This window comes from Kutzneria sp. NPDC051319, from assembly GCF_040682195.1.
In the GTDB taxonomy this organism is placed as follows: domain Bacteria; phylum Actinomycetota; class Actinomycetes; order Mycobacteriales; family Pseudonocardiaceae; genus Kutzneria.
Genome location: NZ_JBFBAM010000113.1, coordinates 1 through 20,197, shown reverse-complemented (window position 1 = coordinate 20,197; position 20,197 = coordinate 1). Strand labels below are relative to the sequence as shown.

Genomic DNA, 20,197 nt, shown 5'->3' with positions numbered 1-20,197 from the left:
GTCGTTGGCGCCGGCACCACCGCCGCGGCCTGCCACCCCCACCGCGCCGGCGGCGCGAAGAGCCTGGGGGCGAGCTGGATCGCCCAGCCTTCGGTCGTCGTCGTGACGGACGAGAGACCACGCCCCTGTCCACCGGCCATGCGATAGGTGCTCACCCCAGTCTCCTCGCGGCTCAGAAGGTCCGGCCGAGCCAGGTCTTGGCCTGGTCGAGCAGCTCGGGCTGGGCGGCGTTGAGGATCATGAGGAAGATTCCGACCGCGATCGCCACGAAGATCAGCGAGAAGACCAGGCCCAGCAGCGCCCGGATCGGGCCCATCGGCCCACGCCGGCGGGTGCTGGCGTGGTGCGCCGCGTTGCGTCGGAACGTGGCGCTGTTGTTCTGCACCTGCTGCTGGTAGTTCTGCTGCGCTTGCCGTGCCCCCGGCGATGTCATGGCGCTTCCCCTTCCACTGCGGTTTGATGTGCGGATGCGCGAGCAGGCCCGCTGATACGTGCCTGGTCCAGAAATTCGAGCAGCTCAAGCCAGCCCGTGAACGCGTGCGCGATGCCCCCGGCGTCCCGTGCCCACCCCTGAATGGGCACGGTGCTCGGCACGAGCGTCAGCTCCACCCGCACCTGCGCGCCCCCTGCCTCCGTCATGCCGGCAACGATGGCCCGGGGTCGGGGTCGCGGGCATTGTGGTCGGCACCGCAATGTTTGCCCGATGCCGTTCTCACCGGATGTGACCGGACCCACGCCCCCAGTTCTGCACAAAGTGCAGAATTGCACATAGTGTAAGAGGCATGGCACGGGCACTTGAGGGCCGCGAGGCGGCCAGCATGGAGCGTCGACGCCGACGGATCGTCGGCGCGGCGACGGAACTGCTGGCCGAGCGCGGGGTCGAGGGCCTGTCGGCGGACGACGTGGCGGCGCGGGCGGAGGTGTCGCGCCGGACGGTGTTCAACTACTTCCACTCCACCGAGGAACTGCTCATCGCGGTCGGCACCGAGATGCTCGGCGACGTCATCGACAGTCTCACCGTCGGTGACGGCCCGGCGCCGACCGGCGGCAGCGCGCACGAGGCGCTGCTGGACGACGTGGTCACCATGCTGCGATCCATCGACCTGCTGGGGGCGATGATCCGGCTGACCCTCGTCCTGGGCCCGATGGGGCACCAGGACACGCGGGTGCTGGCGATCGTGCGCGACACGGTGTTCAGCGTCAGCGAGAACCTCATGGCCACGGCCCGACACCGGCATCCGGACGTGCCGCCGCTCGACGTCGAGCTGCTGGTGTCGAGCCTGCTCGGCGGCCTGATGGTGCTGCAGAAGCACTGGACCGAACGGGCCGGGCTGGAGGACTCGCCGCAGACCCGCCGGCTGTGGTCCGAGCTGTTCGACCGCCTCGTCCTCCAGGTCCGCGCCGGGTTCCTGGCCCTCGGCTGAGCCGTTTACTCCCTCACGATCACACACCGGAGCACCACCATGGCGCAGTTGTTGTACCGACTCGGCCGTTTCGCGGCCCGAAATCCGTTGCGAGTGCTGGGTTTCTGGATACTGGCCCTGGCCACCGCGGTGGTCGCCTTCCTGACCGCGGGCGGCACCCTGGCCTCCACCTTCAGCATCCCGGGCACGCAGACCGCCGCCGTGACGGCGCAGCTGGCGCAGAAGCTGCCGAACCTGGCCGGCGTCGCCGGCACGGTCGTGTTCCAGACCAAGGACGGCAAGCCGTTCACGGCGGAGCAACAGAAGGGGGTCAGCGACCTGCTGGCCGGTCTCAAGGGACATGACCGGGTGCGGGACGTCGTCGACCCGTTCACGGTGCAGCAGCAGCTTTCCGACCAGCGCAAGCAGTTAGCCGACGGGCAGAAGCAGGTCGACGACGGCAAGGCGCAGATCGCGGCCGGACGCCAGCAGATCGCCGCCGCGCAGCAGCAGCTGACCGCCGCGAAGACCGCCGCCGCGGGCAACCCGGCCGCGCTCGCGCAGATCAACCAGCAGCAGGCCCAGCTCGACGCGCAGACCAAGCAGCTGGACGCCGGCGAGGCGCAGATCGCCACCAAGTCCAAGCCGCTGGAGCAGGGCAAGCAGCTGCTCGACTTCTCCTCCAAGATCCGCACGGTCTCCACCGACGGCACCACCGCGACCGGCGTCGTGATGTTCTCCGACGACCAGTTCTCGCTCCCTCAGGAAGCCAAGGACAGCGTCGCCCACAAGCTGGACGCCGCGGCGATCCGGGGCGTGACGGTCGACTACTCGTCGGAGATCGCGCAGTCCACCAACGGTTTGATGGGTCCGGGTGAGATCACCGGCCTGATCGTGGCGGCCCTGGTGCTGCTGCTCATGCTCCGCACGCTGCTGGCCACCGTGCTGCCGCTGATCTCCTCGCTGATCGGCGTCGGCGTCGGTGTGGCCGGCGCGATGGCGTTCTCCGGCGTGGTCGACATGGCCTCGGTGACGCCGGTGCTGGGCCTGATGCTCGGCCTGGCCGTCGGCATCGACTACTCGTTGTTCATCGTCAACCGGCATCGACGGCAGCTGCGCGCGGGCATGGACGTGCACGAGTCGATCGGCCTGGCCAACGGCACCGCCGGCGGCGCGGTGGTCTTCGCCGGCGCCACGGTCATCGTCGCGCTGCTGGCGCTCAACGTCACCGGGATCCCGTTCCTGAGCGTGATGGGCGACGTCGGCGCGGTCTGCGTGGCCGTCGCCGTGCTGGTCGCGATCACGCTGCCGGCGGCGCTGCTGCGGATGGTCGGGCCGCGCCTGCTCACCAAGCGGATGCGGGCCGCGATCGGCAGGGACGAGCACGCCGAGGCTGCCCCGAAGCCGATGCCGACCTGGCGCGCCATCGTGACGGCGGGGCTGGCGATCGCGGCCCTGCTGGTGGTCGCCGCGCCCGCGCTGTCGATGCGGCTGGGCCTGCCCGACGGCTCCGCCCAGGACACGAACTCCACCGCCTACCGGACGTTCAAGACGGTCGCCGACAAGTTCGGCACCGGCGTCAACGGTCCGCTGCTGATCACCGCGCAGACGCCCAAGCCGGTCGCCGCCGATGACGTGCTGGCCACCCAGGTCGACATCGCCCGTGTGCTGAGCCAGCAGCCGGACGTGGTCGCGGTGGCCCCGGCGGCGGTGGCCGACAGCAAGGACTTCTTTGCCTTCCAGGTGGTTCCGGCCGACGGCCCGACCAGTGTGTCCACCGCGGACCTGGTGGCCCGGCTGCGTGCGCTGCCGACGCAACCCGGCGGCATCACGCTCGGCGTCGCCGGCTCGGCCAGCGCCAACATCGACGTCTCGGACAAGCTGTCCGACGCGCTGCCCGTGTACCTGATCGTGGTGGTCGGCCTGTCGCTGCTGATCATGATCATCGTGTTCCGGTCGCTGCTGGTGCCGCTGATCGCCACCGCCGGCTATGTGCTGTCGCTGTTCGCCGCGTTCGGCGTGGTCGTCGCGGTCTACCAGTGGGGCTGGCTGTCGACGGTCTTCGGCGTGCACGATCCGGGGCCGGTGCTGGACTTCGCCCCCATCATCCTGATGGGCGTGTTGTTCGGCCTGGCCATGGACTACCAGCTGTTCCTGGTGTCCGGCATGCGTGAGGCGTACGTGCACGGCGTGCCGGCCCGCGCGGCCATCACCGCCGGCCTGCGCAACGGGCGGGCCGTGGTCACCGCGGCCGCGATCATCATGGTGGCGGTGTTCGGCGGTTTCGTCTTCTCCGAGCTGACCCTGGTTCGGCCGCTGGGCCTCGGCCTTGCCGTCGGCGTGCTGTTCGACGCCTTCGTGGTGCGGATGCTGCTGGTGCCGGCGCTGATGCACCTCACCGGCAAGGCGGTCTGGTGGCTGCCCCGCTGGCTGGACCGGTTGCTGCCCAACGTGGACGTCGAAGGCGCCGCGCTGGAGCGCAGCCACCCGCTGCCGGGCGCCGAACCGGTGGTGGAGAAGGAGCGGGAGACCGTGTCGAGCTGACCCCGGGAGCCTGGGGCCGGTCCGTGGCGACGCGGGCCGGCCTCAGCCCAGGTCCAGCACCTCGTCGCACAGGCCGTGCGGGTGCGGGCCGGACAGCACGACCGTGCCGCCCTCGGCGACGAAACGCTCCAGCACCAACCGAATCGTCAGCGCGGACTCCTCGTCGGCGTCACGGAAGGGCTCGTCGAGCACCAGCAGCGCGGGGCGGCCCAGCAGGGCGCGGGCCAGCATCAGCCGGCTGCGCATCCCCGCCGTGAGGTCCGAGACCCGGGCCATGGTCTGCTCGGCCAAGCCGGTCAATGTGAGCAGGTCCCAGGTCCGGACCACCACTTCCTCGGGGTCGAGCCCCTTGGCGGCGCTGGTCAGCGTCGCCCACGCCGTCAGGTCGCCCCGCGGCCCGCTGCCGTCCAGCGGCGTGTTGGCCACCGACCGGATCACCCGCTGCCGGTCCTCCCACAGGTCGACGTCGAACACGCGGACGGCGCCCTCGTCCGGCGGCAGCACCCCCGCCACCATGGCCAGCACCGTCGTCTTGCCGCTGCCGACCAGGCCGGTGACGGTCCCGGCGCGCACCTGGAAGGCGACGTCGTCCACCACGACCTGGTCGTCGAACTGCTTGCGCAGCCCGGAGATCTCGACCGCGGCGGCAGCGGTGGGGCGGGAAGCGAGCGGGGTGAGCGTCGACACCTTGGTGAACATGGCCTGACCTCCGAGAATCCGTCGTCTTTGGTGAGATCAACGCTAGAGACGAGGCCTCGTCGGCACATCGGGAAGATCCCCCGGACCGGCCCTGAGGGACTTAACCCCACCCCCCTAGTCAGAAGCCGAGCCGCCGCTGCACCTGAGCGGCGTCCGCGTCGCGCCCCTGACGCCGGTACAGGCGCAGCGCCTCCTGCCACAGCGCGCGGGCCTGGTCGTGCTGGCCGAGGGCGGCGTGCGGGGGACCGAGGCGGTCGAGGGTGCTGGCGTACTCGTGGCTGTTGCCGAGGTGGCGGCGCAGGGCCAGGGCCTGCCGGTAGTGGTCGATGGCCGCGTGGTGGCGGCCGCGTTCGTGTTCGAGGGTGCCGAGCCGGTCGAGGCTGATGGCCTCACCGGCGGCGTTGCCGTGCTCGCGGTGCAGGGCGAGCGCGGCGTGGAAGTGGCGGCGGGCGGCGTCGTGGTCGCCGAGACGGGCCGTGTGCCAGCCGATCGCGTTGTGCCCGTGGGCCACACACAGGGGCATTTCGAGGCGTTGTAAGAGGTGTAATGCCTTTTGGGCGTGACGCAACGCCTGATGGTCGTCCAACAGGCGGGCGATGGTCTGGTGGGCGTGGGCCAGCTCGTACGGGTTGTCGGCCGCGAGGTCGAGGGCCTGCCGGAGGTGGGCCAGGGCTTCTTCGTGTCGGCCCACGGCGGCGCAGGCCTGGCCGAGGTGCCGGAGGGTGGCGGGGGTGGGCAGGCTCGACGCTGCCCGCCAGACGGCGAGCCGGTCGTGGCGGTGGCCCCGCCGCTGTAGGAAGGTGTCCAGCGACATCGCCAGCCACCACACGGTGTGGTGGCGGCCCAGCCTCGCCGCGAGATGTTGGGCGGCGAGCAGCGTGGGGCGCTCGGCGTTGAACCACAGCATCGCCGCCCGGGCGTCGGGCAGCTCCTGGACGTGGGGGCCAGGGGTGGGCGGAGCAAGTCTGGTCGGCCCACGATGAGCGTCCAGCAGCAGGCCGGCGCGGTGAGCGGTGTGCGCGCAGTGGTCGAGCAGGCGGTGTTGTGCCTGTGCGGTGTCGGATGCGCGCTGTGTGCCGTAAGCACGGATCAGGTCGTGCATCCGGTATCGGCCACGCGAGTCCTGGTCCAGCAGCGACGCCTGCTCCAGGCCGCGCAGCACCCGTTGAGCACGGCCGGGCGACAGCCCGATCAGGTTGGCCGCCATGAGCAGGCTGATGTCCGGTCCGGGCGCTATAGCCAGCAGTCCGAACGCTTCGGCCTGCTCCTCGGTCAACGCCTCGTACGACCAGGACAGCACCGTGGGCAGGCTCGCGGACGGATCGTCGTCGGCCAGGCCGTCCAGGCCCGATTCCCGCAGCTCAGAGGCGGCAGCGGACAGCGAAAGGCCGGCGCGGCCGGCGATTATGCTCAGGGCTAGCGGCAGGCCGCCGCAGCGGTCGATCAGCTCGTCGACCGCCGCGCGCTCGGCGTGCACCCGGCTCGGCCCGAGGCGCACGGCCAGCAGGCCGCGGGCCTCGTCGTCGGAGAGCACCTCCAGCGGCACGCGGCGGGCATCGTGGGTGGTGACCAGGCCCGTGAGGCGGTTGCGGCTGGTCACGACGACAGCGCACGCCTCGCCGCCGGGCAGCAGCGGGATGATCTGCTCGGTGTTGGCGACGTTGTCCAGCACCACCAGCATGCGGCGAGACGCGGTGAGGCTACGGAACAGCGCGGACCGGGCGTGTTCGTCGGGCGGCATGGCTCCCGCCCCGACGCCCAGGGCGGTGAGGAACCCGCGCAGCGCCGTCGCCGCCAGCATCGGGCCGTTGTCGGGGCTGAACCCGCGCAGGTCCACGAACAGCTGGCCGTCGGGGAACCGGTCGAGCTGGCGGTGCGCCCAGCGCAGGGCCAGCCAGGTCTTGCCGAGGCCGCCGGCGCCGGTGACGGCCGTGAGCATCATCGTGCCGTCCGACCTCGCGGCGTCGAGCCCGGAGTCCAGCCGGCTCAGGTCCTCCTCGCGGCCCACGAACGACTTCGGCGCGGCCCGCAACTGCATGGGGGCCAACGACTCCGTGCGTGGGGGAGTGCCGGTCAGGACCTGGCCGTGCAGCTCCTGGAGCGGGCCGTTGGGCTCGGTGCCCAGCTCCTCGATCAACCTGGTCCGCACCTGCCGGTAGTGCTCCAGGGCGTCGGCCGTGCGGCCGATCTGGTGCAGGGCAAGCATGTACTGGCCCGCCACCCGTTCGTCCAGCGGATGCGCGCCGGCCCGCTCGGCCAGCTCGACCACCAGCTGCCCGCCATGCCCCAGGCGGAGGCGGGCGTCGGCCAGGTCGTGCTGCGCGGTCAGCCGCTCCCGGGCCAGCCGGGCGCGTTCGGCCTCGATCCACTCGCCGTCCAGACCGGTCAGCGCTTGCCCTTGCCACAGGCTCAGGGCATCGGTCAGCAGTGCGGCCGCCTGCTCATCGTCGGCCGTGGTGCTCGCCGCGCACAGGTCGCGGAAGCGGTGCAGGTCCACCTCCGCGTGCAGGACGTAGCCGCCCGACCGGCGGTCGATCGTCACGCCGTCGAGGGCGGACAGCACGCGCCGCAGCCGGGAAAGGTAGCTGTGCAGCGTCGCCCGGGCCCGTGGCGTGGCGTCGGGGCCCCACACCCGGTCGACGAGCAGGTCCACCGGCACCACCCGCCCGGCGTCGACCGCCAGCGCCGTCAGCACGCACCGTTGCCGCGGGATGCCCAGGGGCAGCGGCCGGCCGTCGGCCAGCGCGCCCACCTCCCCGAGCAGACGAACGACCACCGGAACCACCCCCCGACCCCAGTGCTTATCCGTTTGAGCTGGCGCATGCAGAAACACTGCAAGAGATTCACACGAACGGCCCACCACTGTGATGCCCCGCGATCGAAAGGGGATTCTCGTGTTGACGAAAGCAACCCGCCGGTGGGGGACCGTGCTCGCGGCCCTCTGCTTGGCCCTGGCCGGAGTGATTGGCTTCTCCGGCAGCGCCTCGGCCGCACCGCCCAACTGCAACAACTCCGCCGGGCCGGGGACCGTGGTGGACGCCCACTACATCGATATCCAGGGCAACGGCGCCCACGTCGGCGCCGTGCAGCTGTGCCGCCAGGGCAGCTACTACTGGGCTTACGTCCAGTTCTATGCCCCCATGGCGGCGGGCAACTACGGGCAGGCGGTCCTGTACCACTACACCAACGGGGTGCGAACCGGATCGTGGAACTGTGACGCTGCCGGCGGCAATGGCCACGTGGCGCCCGGGCAGGTCCAGTGCTGGACGCCTCGGATCCACCGTGGGTCCGCTGCCGACACGTTCTTGGCCTACGGCGAGGACTGTCTGGGCACCTACCCGAACTGTGACTTCCGCGATTCCTGGGGGTGGACACACATCACGGCGTGAGTGACATTCATGTCTGACCGAATGCCGTGCCCGGGAGCGGAATCTCCCGGGCACGGCGTTGTGCCGCTCGGGATGGTAGCCCGCCACCTTGGCGGGGTGTGACCGTTGCGTGGGCCGGAATGCGATCGAATCCGGCCTCTGTGCTGGCGTCAGGTAGACAACGCTGCCCGTTCGAACGCCGTTCCGCGCGGTTCCGCCGATCCGGGATTACGCTCATCTCGTTCCCTGACCCAGTGATTCCGAAGGGGACAGTGCTTTATGGACAGTGTGCCAGCCCGTTCGAACCGGTCGGTCCCCCCGCCGTCGGGCCCGACCGTGCGAAACGGTGTCGGGCGTCGACAAGAGCCGACGCCCGACACCGTCATGGCGGGATCAGGAGGCGAGCGGCAGCACGTCCAGGCGATTGTCGGCCAGCGCGATGCGAAGGCCACGGGCGCGCCGAAGTCGACCATGTAGACCGCGGAGTCGTCGATATCCAGCGCCTGCTAACGTGTATTGGGAGGGTTCATGCGTTAGGTGTGGGAGGCTGCGGTGAGCGTCGGCTATCGGACGGTCGAGGTGGACGGCCTGCGGGTGTTCTACCGGGAGGCGGGGTCGGTCGACGCGCCCACACTCCTGCTGCTGCACGGGTTCCCGTCCTCGTCGCGGATGTGGGAGCCCCTGCTGAGCCGGCTCGGCGACGCGTTCCACCTGGTGGCGCCGGACTATCCCGGCTTCGGGCACAGCGACGCCCCGGCCGACTTCGGCTACACCTTCGACCGTCTTGCCGAGGTGGTGGGCCGGTTCACCGAGGTGCTGGGGCTGAACCGCTACACGCTGGTGGTGCAGGACTACGGCGGCCCGGTCGGCTTCCGGCTGGCGGTGGCGCACCCGGAGCGGGTGCGGGCGATCGTGGTGCAGAACGCCGTCGCGCACGAGGACGGCCTCGGGCCGCTGTGGGAGACGCGCAAGGCGTTCTGGGCCGACCGCGCGGCCCATGAGGCGGCGCTGCGGGAGAACTTCTTCAGCCCGGCCGCCACGCGGCTGCGGCACGTGGGCCACAGCCCGAACGTCGAGGCGTACGACCCGGATCTGTGGACCGACGAGCAGGCCTTCCTGGACCGGCCGGGCCAGCGGGACATCCAGACCGACCTGTTCTACGACTACCGCACCAACGTGGCCAGCTACCCGGCCTGGCAGGAGTGGCTGCGGGCGCACCGGCCGGCGCTGCAGGTGCTGTGGGGACGGTACGACCCGTCCTTCCAGCAGGCCGAGACGGAGGCGTACCGGCGGGACGTGCCGGATGCCGAGGTGCACGTGCTGGAGGCCGGCCACTTTCCCCTGGACGAGCGGCCGGACGAGATCGCCGGCCTGATGCGGCGCTTCCTGACGTCCGACTAATGGATAGAGTGGGGTCGTGACCATGAGTCCGACAGTGGAGCTGGTGCAGGCCGCGGGCTTCCCGATGGGCGGGGAGCCGCTGGTCGCCCTCGACCTGGTCGACACGCACCCGCTGACGGCCGACCTGATCGCCGACCCCGGGCAGTACAACGCCTGGTGGAAGGTGCAGGCCGGGCGGCTCCCCGCTGGCGACCCGCCCGGCCCCGCCGCCGCCCGACGGCTGCGTGGCGTGCTGCGGTCGTTGTTCGAGGCGCACCTTGCCGGCGAGGAGCTGGATCCGGCCCTGGTCGAGGACCTCAACGCCACCGCCGCCTCGGTGCCGACCAGTCCGCGGCTGGTCGGCTGGGGGAGTGCGAAAACCCGATGGCACAACGACTTCGGCGGCAATCCGGCGTTGGCCTTCATCGCCGCCGAGGCCATCGGGCTGCTGGCCGACGCGGACCGGCTGGGCCAGCTCCGTCGGTGCGCCAGTCCGACGTGCTCGATGCTGTTCCTGGCCGAGAACAAGCGCCGCATCTGGTGCACCGCCAACATCTGCGGCAACCGCGCCCGCGTCGCCCGGCACTACGAGCGGGTCAAGGACGGCGGTTCGTGACCCTGACCATGGCGCGGCGACGGCTTCTCCTGGCCACGAGACGTTCGACACGGCGGCTAGGGTCCGTGGCGTGGAGGAGTTCGCGGCACGGTTGCGGCAGGCGATAGCGGACCGTGGGCTGACGCTGGCCGGCCTGTCGCACCGGTTGGGTGGGCACGGGGTGTCGCTGAGCGCGGCGACCCTGTCGTACTGGGCGCGCGGCCTGCGACGGCCGGAAGGGCTGTCCTCCTTGGCGGCCGTACGTGCCCTGGAAGACATTCTCCGTGTGCCGCAAGGCTCTCTGCTGTCCTGTGCCGAACGCGAGGCGCCGCGGCGGCGGGGGAGGGTCGGCGCCGCGCCGCTGCCGGTGGCCGATCTGTGGCCGACGGGAGACGCGGCGATCACGCGGCTGATCGAGCGGATCGGCGTTCCCTACGAGGGTCGGCGCACGGTGAGCGTGCACGAACGGATGTGGATCGACGCGGGTGGGGCCGAGCAACGGGTGCGGGTGACGAGCGTGCTGGAGGCGACCAAGGACGGGATCGACCGGTTCCTCGTCATGCGCGACGACATCGGGGTAGTGCCCGAGCTGCGCGTGGTCTCCGGCGGGCGGGTCGGACGCGTGTGCACGGACCGGCGTGGTCGGGTCCTCGTCGGCGAGGTGTGGCTGGATCAGCCGTTGAACCGCGGTCAGCGCACCGCGGTGGAGTACGAGCTGGACATCGGGGCGGACGGCCGCCGGACCGTGGACTGCACCCGGCGCTTCGCCAACCCGGTGCACCAGTACGTGCTTGAGGTCGCTTTCGACCCGACCGCCGTGCCCGTTCGCTGCTACCAGATCACCCCCGACGGTCCGGATCCGGTCGTCTCCATCGGCGCGGCCCACACCGCTCGGTTGATCGTGCTCGACGGCAGAGCCGGCACTTTCGGGCTGCGGTGGGAATGGGCGTGACCGCTCGTTAACCGTCAACCCGGCGCGGGCGGGGTGAACAGGATGAACAGCGAGGCCTGCTCATCCCCTTCGCACGGGCCGTTGCCGTGCCTACCTTGCAAGGCGTGGCTCAATGGCGAGCCGGAGAGGTGGGTCAAACCATGGGTGCGGGAAAAGCACTGTGGCGTAGGAAACTGCTGTCCATCGCGAGCGCGGCGGCGCTGGCCGGTTCGGTTCTGGCGTTGTCCGTCGGACCGGCCGCGGCCTCCGCCGGGGATCCGCAGGCCGGGGCCAACGGCGTGGCCGCCGACACCGGGCATCCACAAGCCGAGATCGATGGCGTGGCATCGGCATTCGGGCTGACAACCGACCAAGCCCGGGCCCAATTGGCCGCCCAGGACGCTGCCCATCGCGTCGCGGCGGCCCTGCCGGCGGATGTGCGGGCGCACTCGGCCGGGTACTGGTTCGACGCCGCCGCCGGCAAACTCGCCGTCGCGGTGACGACTGCGGCCGCCACCGACGAGGCCCGTGCGGCGGGAGCCGAGGCGCAAACGGTTGCCCACAGCCAGAACGACCTCGACCGCACCACCGCTGCCGTCCGGAACTTGGTGGGAGCCGGTGTGCCAGGTGTGTTCAGCTGGGGTGTCGACGTCCGGAACAACTCCGTCACGGTGTCGGTCGACCGGACTCGCAGCACGGCCGCGACGGCGATTTTCCTTGACCAAGCAAGGGATCTGGGCGTCACGATCACCGGGACCGACTCCTCGCCGCGGCCGCAGTCGGGCACCGTGCAGACCGGCAGCCCCTGGTGGCCGGGCAGCGAGAGCAACTGCTCGGTCGGCTTCGGAGTGATGGATTCCGGCGGCGGCAAGGGTTTTCTCACCGCCGGCCACTGCACCAACGACGTCGACCAGCCGGCGTACGGCGCGTCCGGACAGCAGAACCGGGTCGGCACGTCCAATGTGGGCGGCGCCCACAGCGTCAACGCGCACGAGGGCGACATGGGCCTGGTCGCCGTCACCGAGCCGGGCTGGACCGTCTTGCCCGTGGTCAACACCTGGGGCCAGCCCGCCGTCACCGTCTCCGGCGCGGTCGACGCCATGGTCGGCGACCGCGTCTGCCACTCCGGCAACACCTCGCACTGGCAGTGCGGGGAGGTGAAGTACACGCACAAGTCCGTGGACTACGGCGGCAACGTCGTCGACGACCTCACGTGGACCACCGCCTGCTCCCTCGGCGGCGACTCGGGCGGCGGCTGGCTGGTCGGCGACAAGGCGGCCGGGCTGCACTCCGGCGGGCCGTCGCAGTGCGTGCAGAACCCGGGCGACGGCGACATGTCGATCTTCCAGCCGGTGCTGGAGGCCCTCGGCAAGTGGCAGCTCACGCTCGTGACCGGCGGCGGTGGCAGCGACTCCACGCCGCCGACCGTTCCCGGCAGTCCCCGGATCACCGGCACCAGCGCCACCAGCGTCTCGTTGGCCTGGGACGCCTCGACCGACAACGTCGGCGTCACCGGCTACGACGTCTACAACGGCTCATCCCTGGCCGCCAGCGTCGCCCAGACGTCCGCGACCGTGACCGGCCTGAACCCCGACACCGCCTACACCTTCACCGTCAAGGCCCGCGACGCCGCCGGCAATGCCTCGCCCGCGAGCACCGCTGTCGCCGCCCGCACCCAGCCCGGCGGCGGCGACGGCCGCACGCTCACCAACGACACCGACTACCCGATCCGCGGCTACCAGACCGCTTCCAGCCCCATCACGTCGACCTTGACCGGCCGGGCGGCCGCCACCCTCACCGTCGGCGTGACGATCCAGTACGCCTGCGCCGAGGACCTCGCCGTCACCCTCGTCGATCCCAACGGCTGGTCCTACTGGCTCAAGAACGCCGGCGGCTCCGGCTGCACGCCCTGGACCGGCGCGAAAACGTTCAGCGCGAGCAGTTTTTCCTCACCGGCCGGCGGCCAGTGGCAGCTGCGGGTCACCGATCGGGGCAGTCGAGGCACGGGGTTGTTGGACAGCTGGTCGCTGACGCTCTGACCGCGTTCACACGGCGAGGCGGAATACGGGCCAGCCGATCTCGGTGCGCCATGCCGCGGGATCCAGGTCGTCGCGTGGACCGACCAGATAGGTCTCGTGCACGGGGCCGTCGACGGCCAGGGCATGCTCGACGACCCAGGCGCCGAGACGGCCGTAGGTGACGTCGATGTCGTCGTGGGGTCCACAGTGGACAACCACGGCGAGCTCGGCGGCCGGGAGGTTCACGGGCGTCACGCGGCCGTTACGAGGAGGATCGGCCACCGGGCGGTAGACCAGCACCGAGCCCCGGCCACCGGTGAACAACTCGTTGGCGTAGTGGCCGCCCGGCGGCCCGAGCGGCGGGCGATCCCCGAGCGCGGCGTCGAGTTCGGCCATGGCCTCGGCGTACCAGGAAAGGACGTCGTCGCGGTCGACCACACCCTCGACCGCGGCGACGGTCCGGGCGGCCACCGGGCGAAGCTCGACCGGCAGCCCGCCGTCGTCGGGTCGCAGCAGCTGACGCAGGGAGACCACGGCGGCCCGGGTGCGGGCCAGCTCCGCCTCCAGCCGCCGCAGATGCCCGCCCACCAGGTCCGCGCGCTCCGACGGATCCTCGGTCGCCAGGATCTTGGCCACGTCGGCCAGCGGCACGTCCAGCTCGCGCAGCCGATGGATCACCTGCGCGGTGGGGATCTGCTCGCCGGCGTAGTAGCGGTAGCCGCTGCCGGGGTCGACCGAGGCCGGCTCCAGCAGCCCGGACTCGTGGTAGCGGCGCAGGGTTCGCACGCTCAGGTGCGTCAGCTGCGCGAACTCGCCGATCGTCAATCCGCGGACCATGCCCCCACTCTGCCCGACGGATTTGACCCTCCCCCTACGGGAGGCCCCACCGTGTGAACCATGAACGACGAAGAACTGCCCGCGGTGATCACCCGCTACCTGACCGCCCACCACGCCCGCGACCTGGACCCCGCGCTGGCCTGCTACACCGATGACGCCGTGGTCGTCGACGAGGGCAGGACCTACCGCGGCCGCGACGAGATCCGCGCCTGGCTGTCCCGCTCGGCCAGCGAGTACAAGTACACCATCGAACTCATGGGCACCGAACGCGTCGACGACCGGCACTACGTCGCCGTGCACCACCTGGAGGGCGATTTCCCCGGCGGCGTCGTCGACCTGCGCTTCCGCTTCACCCTGATCGACGTCGACTCGGACGGCGCCCACATCGCCGAACTGGTGATCGAGCCGTGACGCCGGCCGTCAGTGCAGGCGGCGGTGCAGGTTCTCCATACGGGAGTCGAGCTGTGCGGCCAGCGCGGCGACATCGGTGAGCTCGGTGGCGAAGTCGGCCGGCACCTGGCTGTCGTACTTGTAGAACAGCTTGTGCTCCAGGGTGGCCCAGAAGTCCATGGCGATGGTACGCAGCTGCACCTCCACCTTGACCCGCTCGACCCGGTCGGAGAGGAACACCGGGATGCGCACGATCAGGTGCAGGCTGCGGTAGCCGTTGTCCTTGGGGACGGCGACGTAGTCCTTGCGCCGCAGCAGTTCCACGTCGTCCTGGCCGGTGAGCATGTCGGCCACCTGGTAGACGTCGGAGACGAACGGGCACACCACGCGCACCCCGGCCACGTCGTCGAGGCCCTCGGCGATCGCCGCCAGGTCGGCGGCCAGGCCACGGCGCAGCGCCTTGGCCGCGATGGCCTCGGGCCGCTTGACCCGGCTGGTGATGTGCTCGATCGGGTCGTGCCGGTGGGTGAGGTCGAACTCCTCGCTCAGGATGCGGAGCTTGGTCATGAGTTCCTCGATGGCGAACTTGTACACCAGCAGGAACCCGGGCTGCTGTCGGATCGCGTCCGTCACGGACTCATCCAGCAACGCGTCGCCACTCATCGGACTCCGTCACACCCCGCTCCGGTCGACCCTCACCAACCACGATACCGGCTCGCCCGGTTGCACCCGTTCGAGTGACCAGCCCGTTCGAGTGACCGGGCCGTTTGTGTGACCAGGGTGTTCGTGTGACCAGCGTTGTCAGGCCACCTCTACTTGCGCCCGGTCGACGTGGAAGTAGGTGTAGCCGCTGATGACCGCGCACACGGCCGTCGTGGCCAGCAAAAGCTGTGCCCCGCTGGTGGCCAGGGCGAGCAGGCCGCCGACAAACGCGCCCACGATGAAGGAGACATAGACAATGGCATAACCGAGCCACTCGAAGACGGTGCCGCCGCTGATGTGGCGCTCGATGCCCTGACCCAGTTTCACGAGGGTTCCGGTGACATAGCTGAGCGGAATGGACACCTCGCCGTTGCGCACGAAGGAGACGTTCAGCGCGCCCATGCCGAACGAGATCAGGGCGATCGGAGTGAACGTCACATCACGCCCGGTCCAGCCGTTCAGTTCCAGGTCGAACATCGTGGCCAGCACCAGTGCCACGGTGGTGACCACGGTGGCGCCGTGGGCGTGGCGCTTCCAGAGATGGCGTCGCAGCAGGGAAGCGACTACGACACCGGCGAGGAAGGCGGCGATCAGCGCGGTCGAGGCCAACGCCAGATGCGGGGTGCCGGAAAAGTAGCCGAGGACCGATCGCTCCGTATTTCCGGTCATGAAGGTGACGAAATACCCGGAGCTGTGGGTGAATGCCGTCGCCCCCGTCATCCCGGCCAGTCCGGAAAGCAGCCACGACAGGGTCGTCTCATTGTCAAAACGTCGACGCACGGCGCCGACCCTATCCCGGGAGAACGGAGGTCGCCATGTGAGAAATGCCCTGGTGACGCCGGGCACGCTCGGGGTCTCCCCAACGGGCGAACCGGTCTGCCCCTGAGGTGTCCTCGACAGCCGCCGCCGACCCGGCGGAAAACGCTAAGGTCGGAGCCGGAGGCTCGCGGCGGTAGGGGGACCATGCGGAAGCTCGGGTTGAGGTCGTGTTGCGTTGTCGTGCTGGCGGCGGCGGTGAGTCCGCTGGTGGTGCCCGCGGTCAGCGCCGGGGCCGACGACGCCCCGACGACGGTGGCCGGCCTGGTCGGCCGCTACCTCGATCTGAGCCACCAGGCCGAACGCGTCAACGAGCAGCTGCTCAAGGCCCAGGAGCAGGCCAACACCCTGCGGCAGCAGGCCGCGGACGCCGACGCCGCCTTCCAGGCGGCCGACGGCAGCTGGAAGGACGCGGTGCGGCAGGCCGACCAGCTGGTGGCCGACCGCAAGCAGCGGGCGGCGTTACTCCGGGCCTTGGTGCCGGCCAACAGCGTCGCCGCGGTGCTGAACAGTGCCAGCCAGGACCAGTTCGCCTCGGCCTCGATCGTCGCCGCCCTGGCCCACGGCGCCGACGACGCCGTGCAGGCGGCGACCGCGCAGACCCTGGCCCAGACGTCCAAGGCGCGTGAGGCGGCCGAGCACCAGCAGGCCGCCGCGGCCAAGGCCGCCAAGGCGGCGACCGACACCGAGAGCAAGGTCAGCGCCCAGCGGTCCGACCTGGACAAGCGAGTCACCCAGGTGCGGTCGGCGTTGAACGCCCTGCCGCCCGACGAGCTTTCCCTGTTGCAGGGCGGCGGCGCGGCCCAGAACGTGGCGGTGCCCCCTGGCGCCGTCGGCGCCGCGCTGCGCTTCGCCCTGGCCCAGATGGGCAAGCCGTACGAGTGGGGCGGCGTCGGTCCGCTGGCCTACGACTGCTCCGGCCTCGTCCAGACCTCCTACGCCGCCGCCGGTGTCCACCTGCCCCGCGTCGCCGCCGACCAGGCCCTCGTCGGCATGGCCGTGTCACGCGCCGACGTCCGGGCCGGCGATCTGATCTACTTCTACCAGCCCGTCCAGCACGTGGCCCTGGCCATCGACCACAACCGGGCCATCCAGGCCGCCACCTTCGGCGAGCCCGTCAAGATCAGCCCCATCGACGCCATCGGCCCGATCACCGTCATCCGCCGCCTCGTCACCAACTGACGCCGGCCGGTAGATCGATCGACAGGCCCGGCTGATCGGGCGGGCCGGTCGCCGATGCCGCCTGTCCTGCTCCCGCGCCGACGGCGAGGCCCGGCCGGTCGGTCGGTCGTTCCGGCGCGCATGGCGTTCATTCTCACAATGCTGACTCCGCCCCATTGTGGCGGCTATTTCTGCTGCCTTAATTGTGTGTGAACAGCGTCGCTCAATTGTCGGGTCACGGGCGATGTTGCTAATCCAAGGGGGTGTGCGGGGTACCCGTAGGGGCATGACGATCCGCTGGTCACGAGGTACGGTCGCGATCAGCCAATCGATGCTGAACCCCATTGGAATGCGTCCGGACAGGAAGTGTGGACCAAGCATGAGTTCACGTCAGAACCTCGAATTCCCGGCCTGGCCCCAGTACGGCGACGCCGAGCGGGACGGCCTCATTCGTGCCCTGGAACAGGGCCAGTGGTGGCGCATGGGCGGCAGCGAGGTGGACGAGTTCGAGCGTGAGTTCGCCGAGTACCACGGCTCCGAGCACGCCCTCGCCGTCACCAACGGCACGCACGCCCTCGAACTCGCGCTCCAGGTGCTGGGAGTGGGTCCGGGCACCGAGGTGATCGTGCCCGGCTTCACCTTCATCTCCTCGTCGCAGGCGGCGCAGCGGCTGGGCGCGGTGACCGTGCCGGTCGACGTCGACCCGGAGACCTACTGCATCGACGTGGCGGCCACCGAGGCCGCGATCACCGACCGGACCAGGGCGATCATGCCGGTGCACATGGCCGGCCAGATGTCGGACATGGACGGCCTGGCCAAGCTGGCCGACGCGGCGGGCGTCCCGTTGCTGCAGGACGCGGCGCACGCGCACGGCGCCCAGTGGCAGGGCCGCAAGGTCGGCGAGCTCGGCTCGGTCGCGGCGTTCAGCTTCCAGAACGGCAAGCTGATGACGGCCGGCGAGGGCGGCGCGGTGCTGTTCCCGGACGCCGAATCCTACGAGCTCGCCTTTCTCCGGCACAGCTGCGGCCGCCCGCGCGACGACCTGCGCTACCTGCACAAGACCGCGGGCTCGAACTTCCGGCTCAACGAGTTCTCGGCCTCGGTGCTGCGGGCCCAGTTGGCCCGCCTGGCCGACCAGATCGACACCCGCGAGCAGCGGTGGTCGGTGTTGTCCCGGCTGCTGGCCCGGATCCCCGGCGTGGTGCCGCAGGGCCGTGACGACCGCGGCGACCGCAATCCGCACTACATGGCCATGTTCCGGCTGCCCGGTCTGACCGAGGACCGCCGCAACGACCTGGTGGCCCGGCTCAAGGATGCCGGCCTGCCGGCGTTCGCGGCCTTCCGTGCCATCTACCGTTGCGAGGCCTTCTGGGAGGCCGGCGCCCCGGACGAGACCGTGGACCAGATCGCGGCCCGCTGCCCGAACTCGGACGCCATCAGCGCCGACTGCGTCTGGCTGCACCACCGGACCCTGCTCGGCTCGGACGAGCTGATGCACCAGGTCGCCGAGATCATCGCCGACACGGTGGCACAGCTGTGACCGTCCGGGTCGCGGTCGTCGGGCTGGGCTGGGCGGGGCGCTCCATCTGGCTGCCCCGGCTGGCCGCCCACCCGGCCTACCAGGTGGTGGCCGGCGTGGACCCGGCGGCAGCCGCCGAGGTGCTTGACGGCGACGTCCCGGTGCTGTGCGACATCGACGCGCTCAGCCCCGCCGATGTCGATCTGGCGGTCGTCGCCGTGCCCAACCACCTGCACGCCGATGTCGCGTGCCGCCTGCTGGCGCGGGGCATTCCGGTGTTCCTGGAGAAGCCGGTGTGCCTGAACTCGGACGAGGCCGAGCGCCTCGCCGCCGCGGAACGCGTCGGCGGCACGGTGCTGCTCGCCGGCAGCGCGGCCCGGCACCGCGCCGATGTCCGCGCGCTGGAGGAGCTGACCGGAACCCTCGGCCAACTCCGGCACGTGAGCATCTCCTGGGTACGGGCGCGAGGCGTGCCGGACGCCGGCGGCTGGTTCACCCGGCGCGACCTGGCCGGCGGCGGCGCGCTGGTGGACCTCGGCTGGCACCTGCTCGACACGCTCCCGCACCTGGTCGGCCCGATCCGCTACACGCACGCCGTCGGCGCGGTGTCGAGCGACTTCGTCAACGACGACGCGTCCCGCGCGGCGTGGCGCGAGGACCAGCCCGTCCAACCCGGCCTCGGTGACGTCGAGGACACCGCACGCGGATTCCTGGTGTCGGACAACGGGTTGACCGTGTTCCTGCGGGCCAGCTGGGCCTCGCACGAGGCGCTGGACACCACCGTGATCAGCGTCGAAGGCAGCGCCGGCGTGGCCACGCTGCGGTGCACGTTCGGGTTCAGTCCCAACCGACCGGACGGGCCCGTGCTGACCGTGGTTCGTGGCGGGCGCAGCGAAGTCGTCGCGCTGCCGGACGAGGAGATCGGCGCCGAGTACCGCCGGCAGCTCGACGCGCTGCCCGGCTTGCTGGCCGACCCCGCGAGCCGGGGCCGCGCGGTGGCCGAGGCCCGCGACACGATCGCCGTGATCGAGCGGCTCTACGACTCGGCGCCGCGACCCGTGCCGGCCGGCGTCTAGGACTGGAGTGCAGATGACGATCAACTCGACCGTCGTGGCCGGGTCGGCGCCGGTCCGTCCGGGCGCCGTCCCGCGGGCCGTCGTGTTCGACCTGGACGGCGTCATCGTGGACAGCTTCGCGGTGATGCGAGAGGCGTTCGCGATCGCCTACCGCGAGGTCGTCGGCCCCGGCGAGGCGCCGTTCGACGAGTACGAGCGGCACCTTGGCCGATACTTCAGCGACATCATGCGGATCATGGGGCTGCCCTTGGAGATGGAGGGCCCGTTCGTCCGGGAGAGCTACCGGCTGGCGTCGCGGGTCCGGGTCTTCCCCGGCATCCGCGAGCTGCTGACGTCCTTGCGCGACCGGGGTTTCCGACTCGCGGTGGCCACCGGCAAGAGCGGGCCGCGGGCCCGGTCGCTGCTGGACACGTTGGGCCTGCTGCCCCTGTTCGAGCACGTCATCGGCTCGGACGAGGTGGCGAGGGCCAAGCCGGCGCCGGACATCGTGCTGCGGGCCATGGAACTGCTCGGGGTGGCCGCGGAGGAGACGATGATGATCGGTGACGCGGTCACCGACATCGAGAGCGCCCGTGCGGCCGGGGTGACGGCCGTCGCCGCGATGTGGGCGGACATCGACAAGGCCGTGCTGCTCGCGGCTGACCCGGACGTGGTGCTCGGCCAGCCCGTGGATCTGCTGGCGATCTGCTCGCGGGTCACGGCGAGCTGAGCCCGCCGGCCCGCCGACCGCGAACCGGCGGCGGGGCGGCGGGGGGACC

At 71.0% G+C, this 20,197-nt stretch carries 19 protein-coding genes; 12 read left to right on the top strand and 7 right to left on the bottom strand.

Annotated elements, in window-relative coordinates; genetic code table 11:
* Positions 1-172 precede the first annotated feature (172 nt).
* The gene (locus AB0M73_RS47270) at positions 173-433 is read right to left on the bottom strand and encodes a hypothetical protein (protein WP_363906340.1); all 261 of its coding nucleotides are present in this window, start codon (positions 431-433) and stop codon (positions 173-175) included.
* A complete protein-coding gene (locus tag AB0M73_RS47265; protein ID WP_363906338.1) occupies positions 430-639 on the bottom strand; it encodes a hypothetical protein in 210 nt (69 codons plus the stop codon). Before AB0M73_RS47265 ends, AB0M73_RS47270 begins: the two co-directional genes overlap by 4 nt.
* 143 nt (positions 640-782) lie before the next feature.
* Between AB0M73_RS47265 and AB0M73_RS47260 the strand changes: the two genes are divergently transcribed.
* Positions 783-1,424 (top strand): helix-turn-helix domain-containing protein, encoded by a 642-nt coding sequence (locus tag AB0M73_RS47260; protein ID WP_363906336.1) that lies wholly within the window; start codon positions 783-785, stop codon positions 1,422-1,424.
* 39 nt (positions 1,425-1,463) lie between these two features.
* Positions 1,464-3,947, top strand: a complete 2,484-nt coding sequence (locus AB0M73_RS47255) for an MMPL family transporter (protein WP_363906334.1) — start codon at positions 1,464-1,466, stop codon at positions 3,945-3,947.
* A gap of 42 nt (positions 3,948-3,989) precedes the next feature.
* On the opposite strand, the gene AB0M73_RS47250 is transcribed toward AB0M73_RS47255, so the two are convergent.
* Positions 3,990-4,646, bottom strand: coding sequence for an ATP-binding cassette domain-containing protein (locus AB0M73_RS47250; RefSeq protein ID WP_363906332.1), 657 nt, complete (start codon positions 4,644-4,646; stop codon positions 3,990-3,992).
* Positions 4,647-4,764: 118 nt separating this feature from the next.
* Positions 4,765-7,422: a BTAD domain-containing putative transcriptional regulator gene (locus AB0M73_RS47245; protein ID WP_363906331.1), complete on the bottom strand. Its 2,658-nt coding sequence runs from the start codon at positions 7,420-7,422 to the stop codon at positions 4,765-4,767.
* Between the two features lie 118 nt (positions 7,423-7,540).
* Between AB0M73_RS47245 and AB0M73_RS47240 the strand changes: the two genes are divergently transcribed.
* From AB0M73_RS47240 to AB0M73_RS47220, 5 genes are all read left to right on the top strand, one after another.
* Positions 7,541-8,035, top strand: coding sequence for a hypothetical protein (locus AB0M73_RS47240; protein WP_363906329.1), 495 nt, complete (start codon positions 7,541-7,543; stop codon positions 8,033-8,035).
* A gap of 531 nt (positions 8,036-8,566) precedes the next feature.
* On the top strand, positions 8,567-9,415 hold the full coding sequence (locus AB0M73_RS47235; protein ID WP_363906327.1) for an alpha/beta hydrolase: 849 nt from the start codon (positions 8,567-8,569) through the stop codon (positions 9,413-9,415).
* Between the two features lie 22 nt (positions 9,416-9,437).
* Positions 9,438-10,010, top strand: coding sequence for an ABATE domain-containing protein (locus tag AB0M73_RS47230; RefSeq protein ID WP_363906342.1), 573 nt, complete (start codon positions 9,438-9,440; stop codon positions 10,008-10,010).
* A gap of 70 nt (positions 10,011-10,080) precedes the next feature.
* On the top strand, positions 10,081-10,941 hold the full coding sequence (locus tag AB0M73_RS47225; RefSeq protein WP_363906325.1) for a hypothetical protein: 861 nt from the start codon (positions 10,081-10,083) through the stop codon (positions 10,939-10,941).
* Positions 10,942-11,081: 140 nt separating this feature from the next.
* Positions 11,082-12,959, top strand: a complete 1,878-nt coding sequence (locus AB0M73_RS47220) for a proprotein convertase P-domain-containing protein (protein ID WP_363906323.1) — start codon at positions 11,082-11,084, stop codon at positions 12,957-12,959.
* A 6-nt stretch (positions 12,960-12,965) separates the two neighbouring features.
* Here AB0M73_RS47220 and AB0M73_RS47215 read toward each other — a convergent pair whose 3' ends face one another.
* Positions 12,966-13,775 carry a MerR family transcriptional regulator gene (locus tag AB0M73_RS47215; protein ID WP_363906321.1) on the bottom strand — a complete coding sequence of 270 codons (810 nt, stop codon included), beginning with the start codon at positions 13,773-13,775 and terminating at the stop codon, positions 12,966-12,968.
* A 60-nt stretch (positions 13,776-13,835) separates the two neighbouring features.
* Between AB0M73_RS47215 and AB0M73_RS47210 the strand changes: the two genes are divergently transcribed.
* Entirely contained in the window at positions 13,836-14,186 is a 351-nt protein-coding gene (locus AB0M73_RS47210; protein ID WP_363906319.1) for a nuclear transport factor 2 family protein, read from the top strand.
* Between the two features lie 9 nt (positions 14,187-14,195).
* Here AB0M73_RS47210 and AB0M73_RS47205 read toward each other — a convergent pair whose 3' ends face one another.
* Both AB0M73_RS47205 and AB0M73_RS47200 read right to left on the bottom strand, forming a co-directional pair.
* Positions 14,196-14,828 (bottom strand): GTP pyrophosphokinase family protein, encoded by a 633-nt coding sequence (locus AB0M73_RS47205; RefSeq protein ID WP_363906317.1) that lies wholly within the window; start codon positions 14,826-14,828, stop codon positions 14,196-14,198.
* Positions 14,829-14,966: 138 nt separating this feature from the next.
* Positions 14,967-15,713: a YoaK family protein gene (locus AB0M73_RS47200; protein ID WP_363906315.1), complete on the bottom strand. Its 747-nt coding sequence runs from the start codon at positions 15,711-15,713 to the stop codon at positions 14,967-14,969.
* Between the two features lie 117 nt (positions 15,714-15,830).
* On the opposite strand from AB0M73_RS47200, the gene AB0M73_RS47195 reads away from it, so the two are divergent.
* The 4 genes from AB0M73_RS47195 (at position 15,831) to AB0M73_RS47180 (ending at position 20,148) form a co-directional block, all read left to right on the top strand.
* Positions 15,831-16,865 carry an NlpC/P60 family protein gene (locus AB0M73_RS47195; RefSeq protein WP_363906313.1) on the top strand — a complete coding sequence of 345 codons (1,035 nt, stop codon included), beginning with the start codon at positions 15,831-15,833 and terminating at the stop codon, positions 16,863-16,865.
* Positions 16,866-17,223: 358 nt separating this feature from the next.
* Entirely contained in the window at positions 17,224-18,384 is a 1,161-nt protein-coding gene (locus tag AB0M73_RS47190) for a DegT/DnrJ/EryC1/StrS family aminotransferase (protein ID WP_363906311.1), read from the top strand.
* The gene (locus AB0M73_RS47185) at positions 18,381-19,439 is read left to right on the top strand and encodes a Gfo/Idh/MocA family oxidoreductase (protein WP_363906309.1); all 1,059 of its coding nucleotides are present in this window, start codon (positions 18,381-18,383) and stop codon (positions 19,437-19,439) included. The genes AB0M73_RS47190 and AB0M73_RS47185 overlap by 4 nt, the downstream gene beginning before the upstream one ends.
* 13 nt (positions 19,440-19,452) lie before the next feature.
* Positions 19,453-20,148, top strand: coding sequence for an HAD-IA family hydrolase (locus AB0M73_RS47180; RefSeq protein ID WP_363906307.1), 696 nt, complete (start codon positions 19,453-19,455; stop codon positions 20,146-20,148).
* Positions 20,149-20,197: the final 49 nt, after the last annotated feature.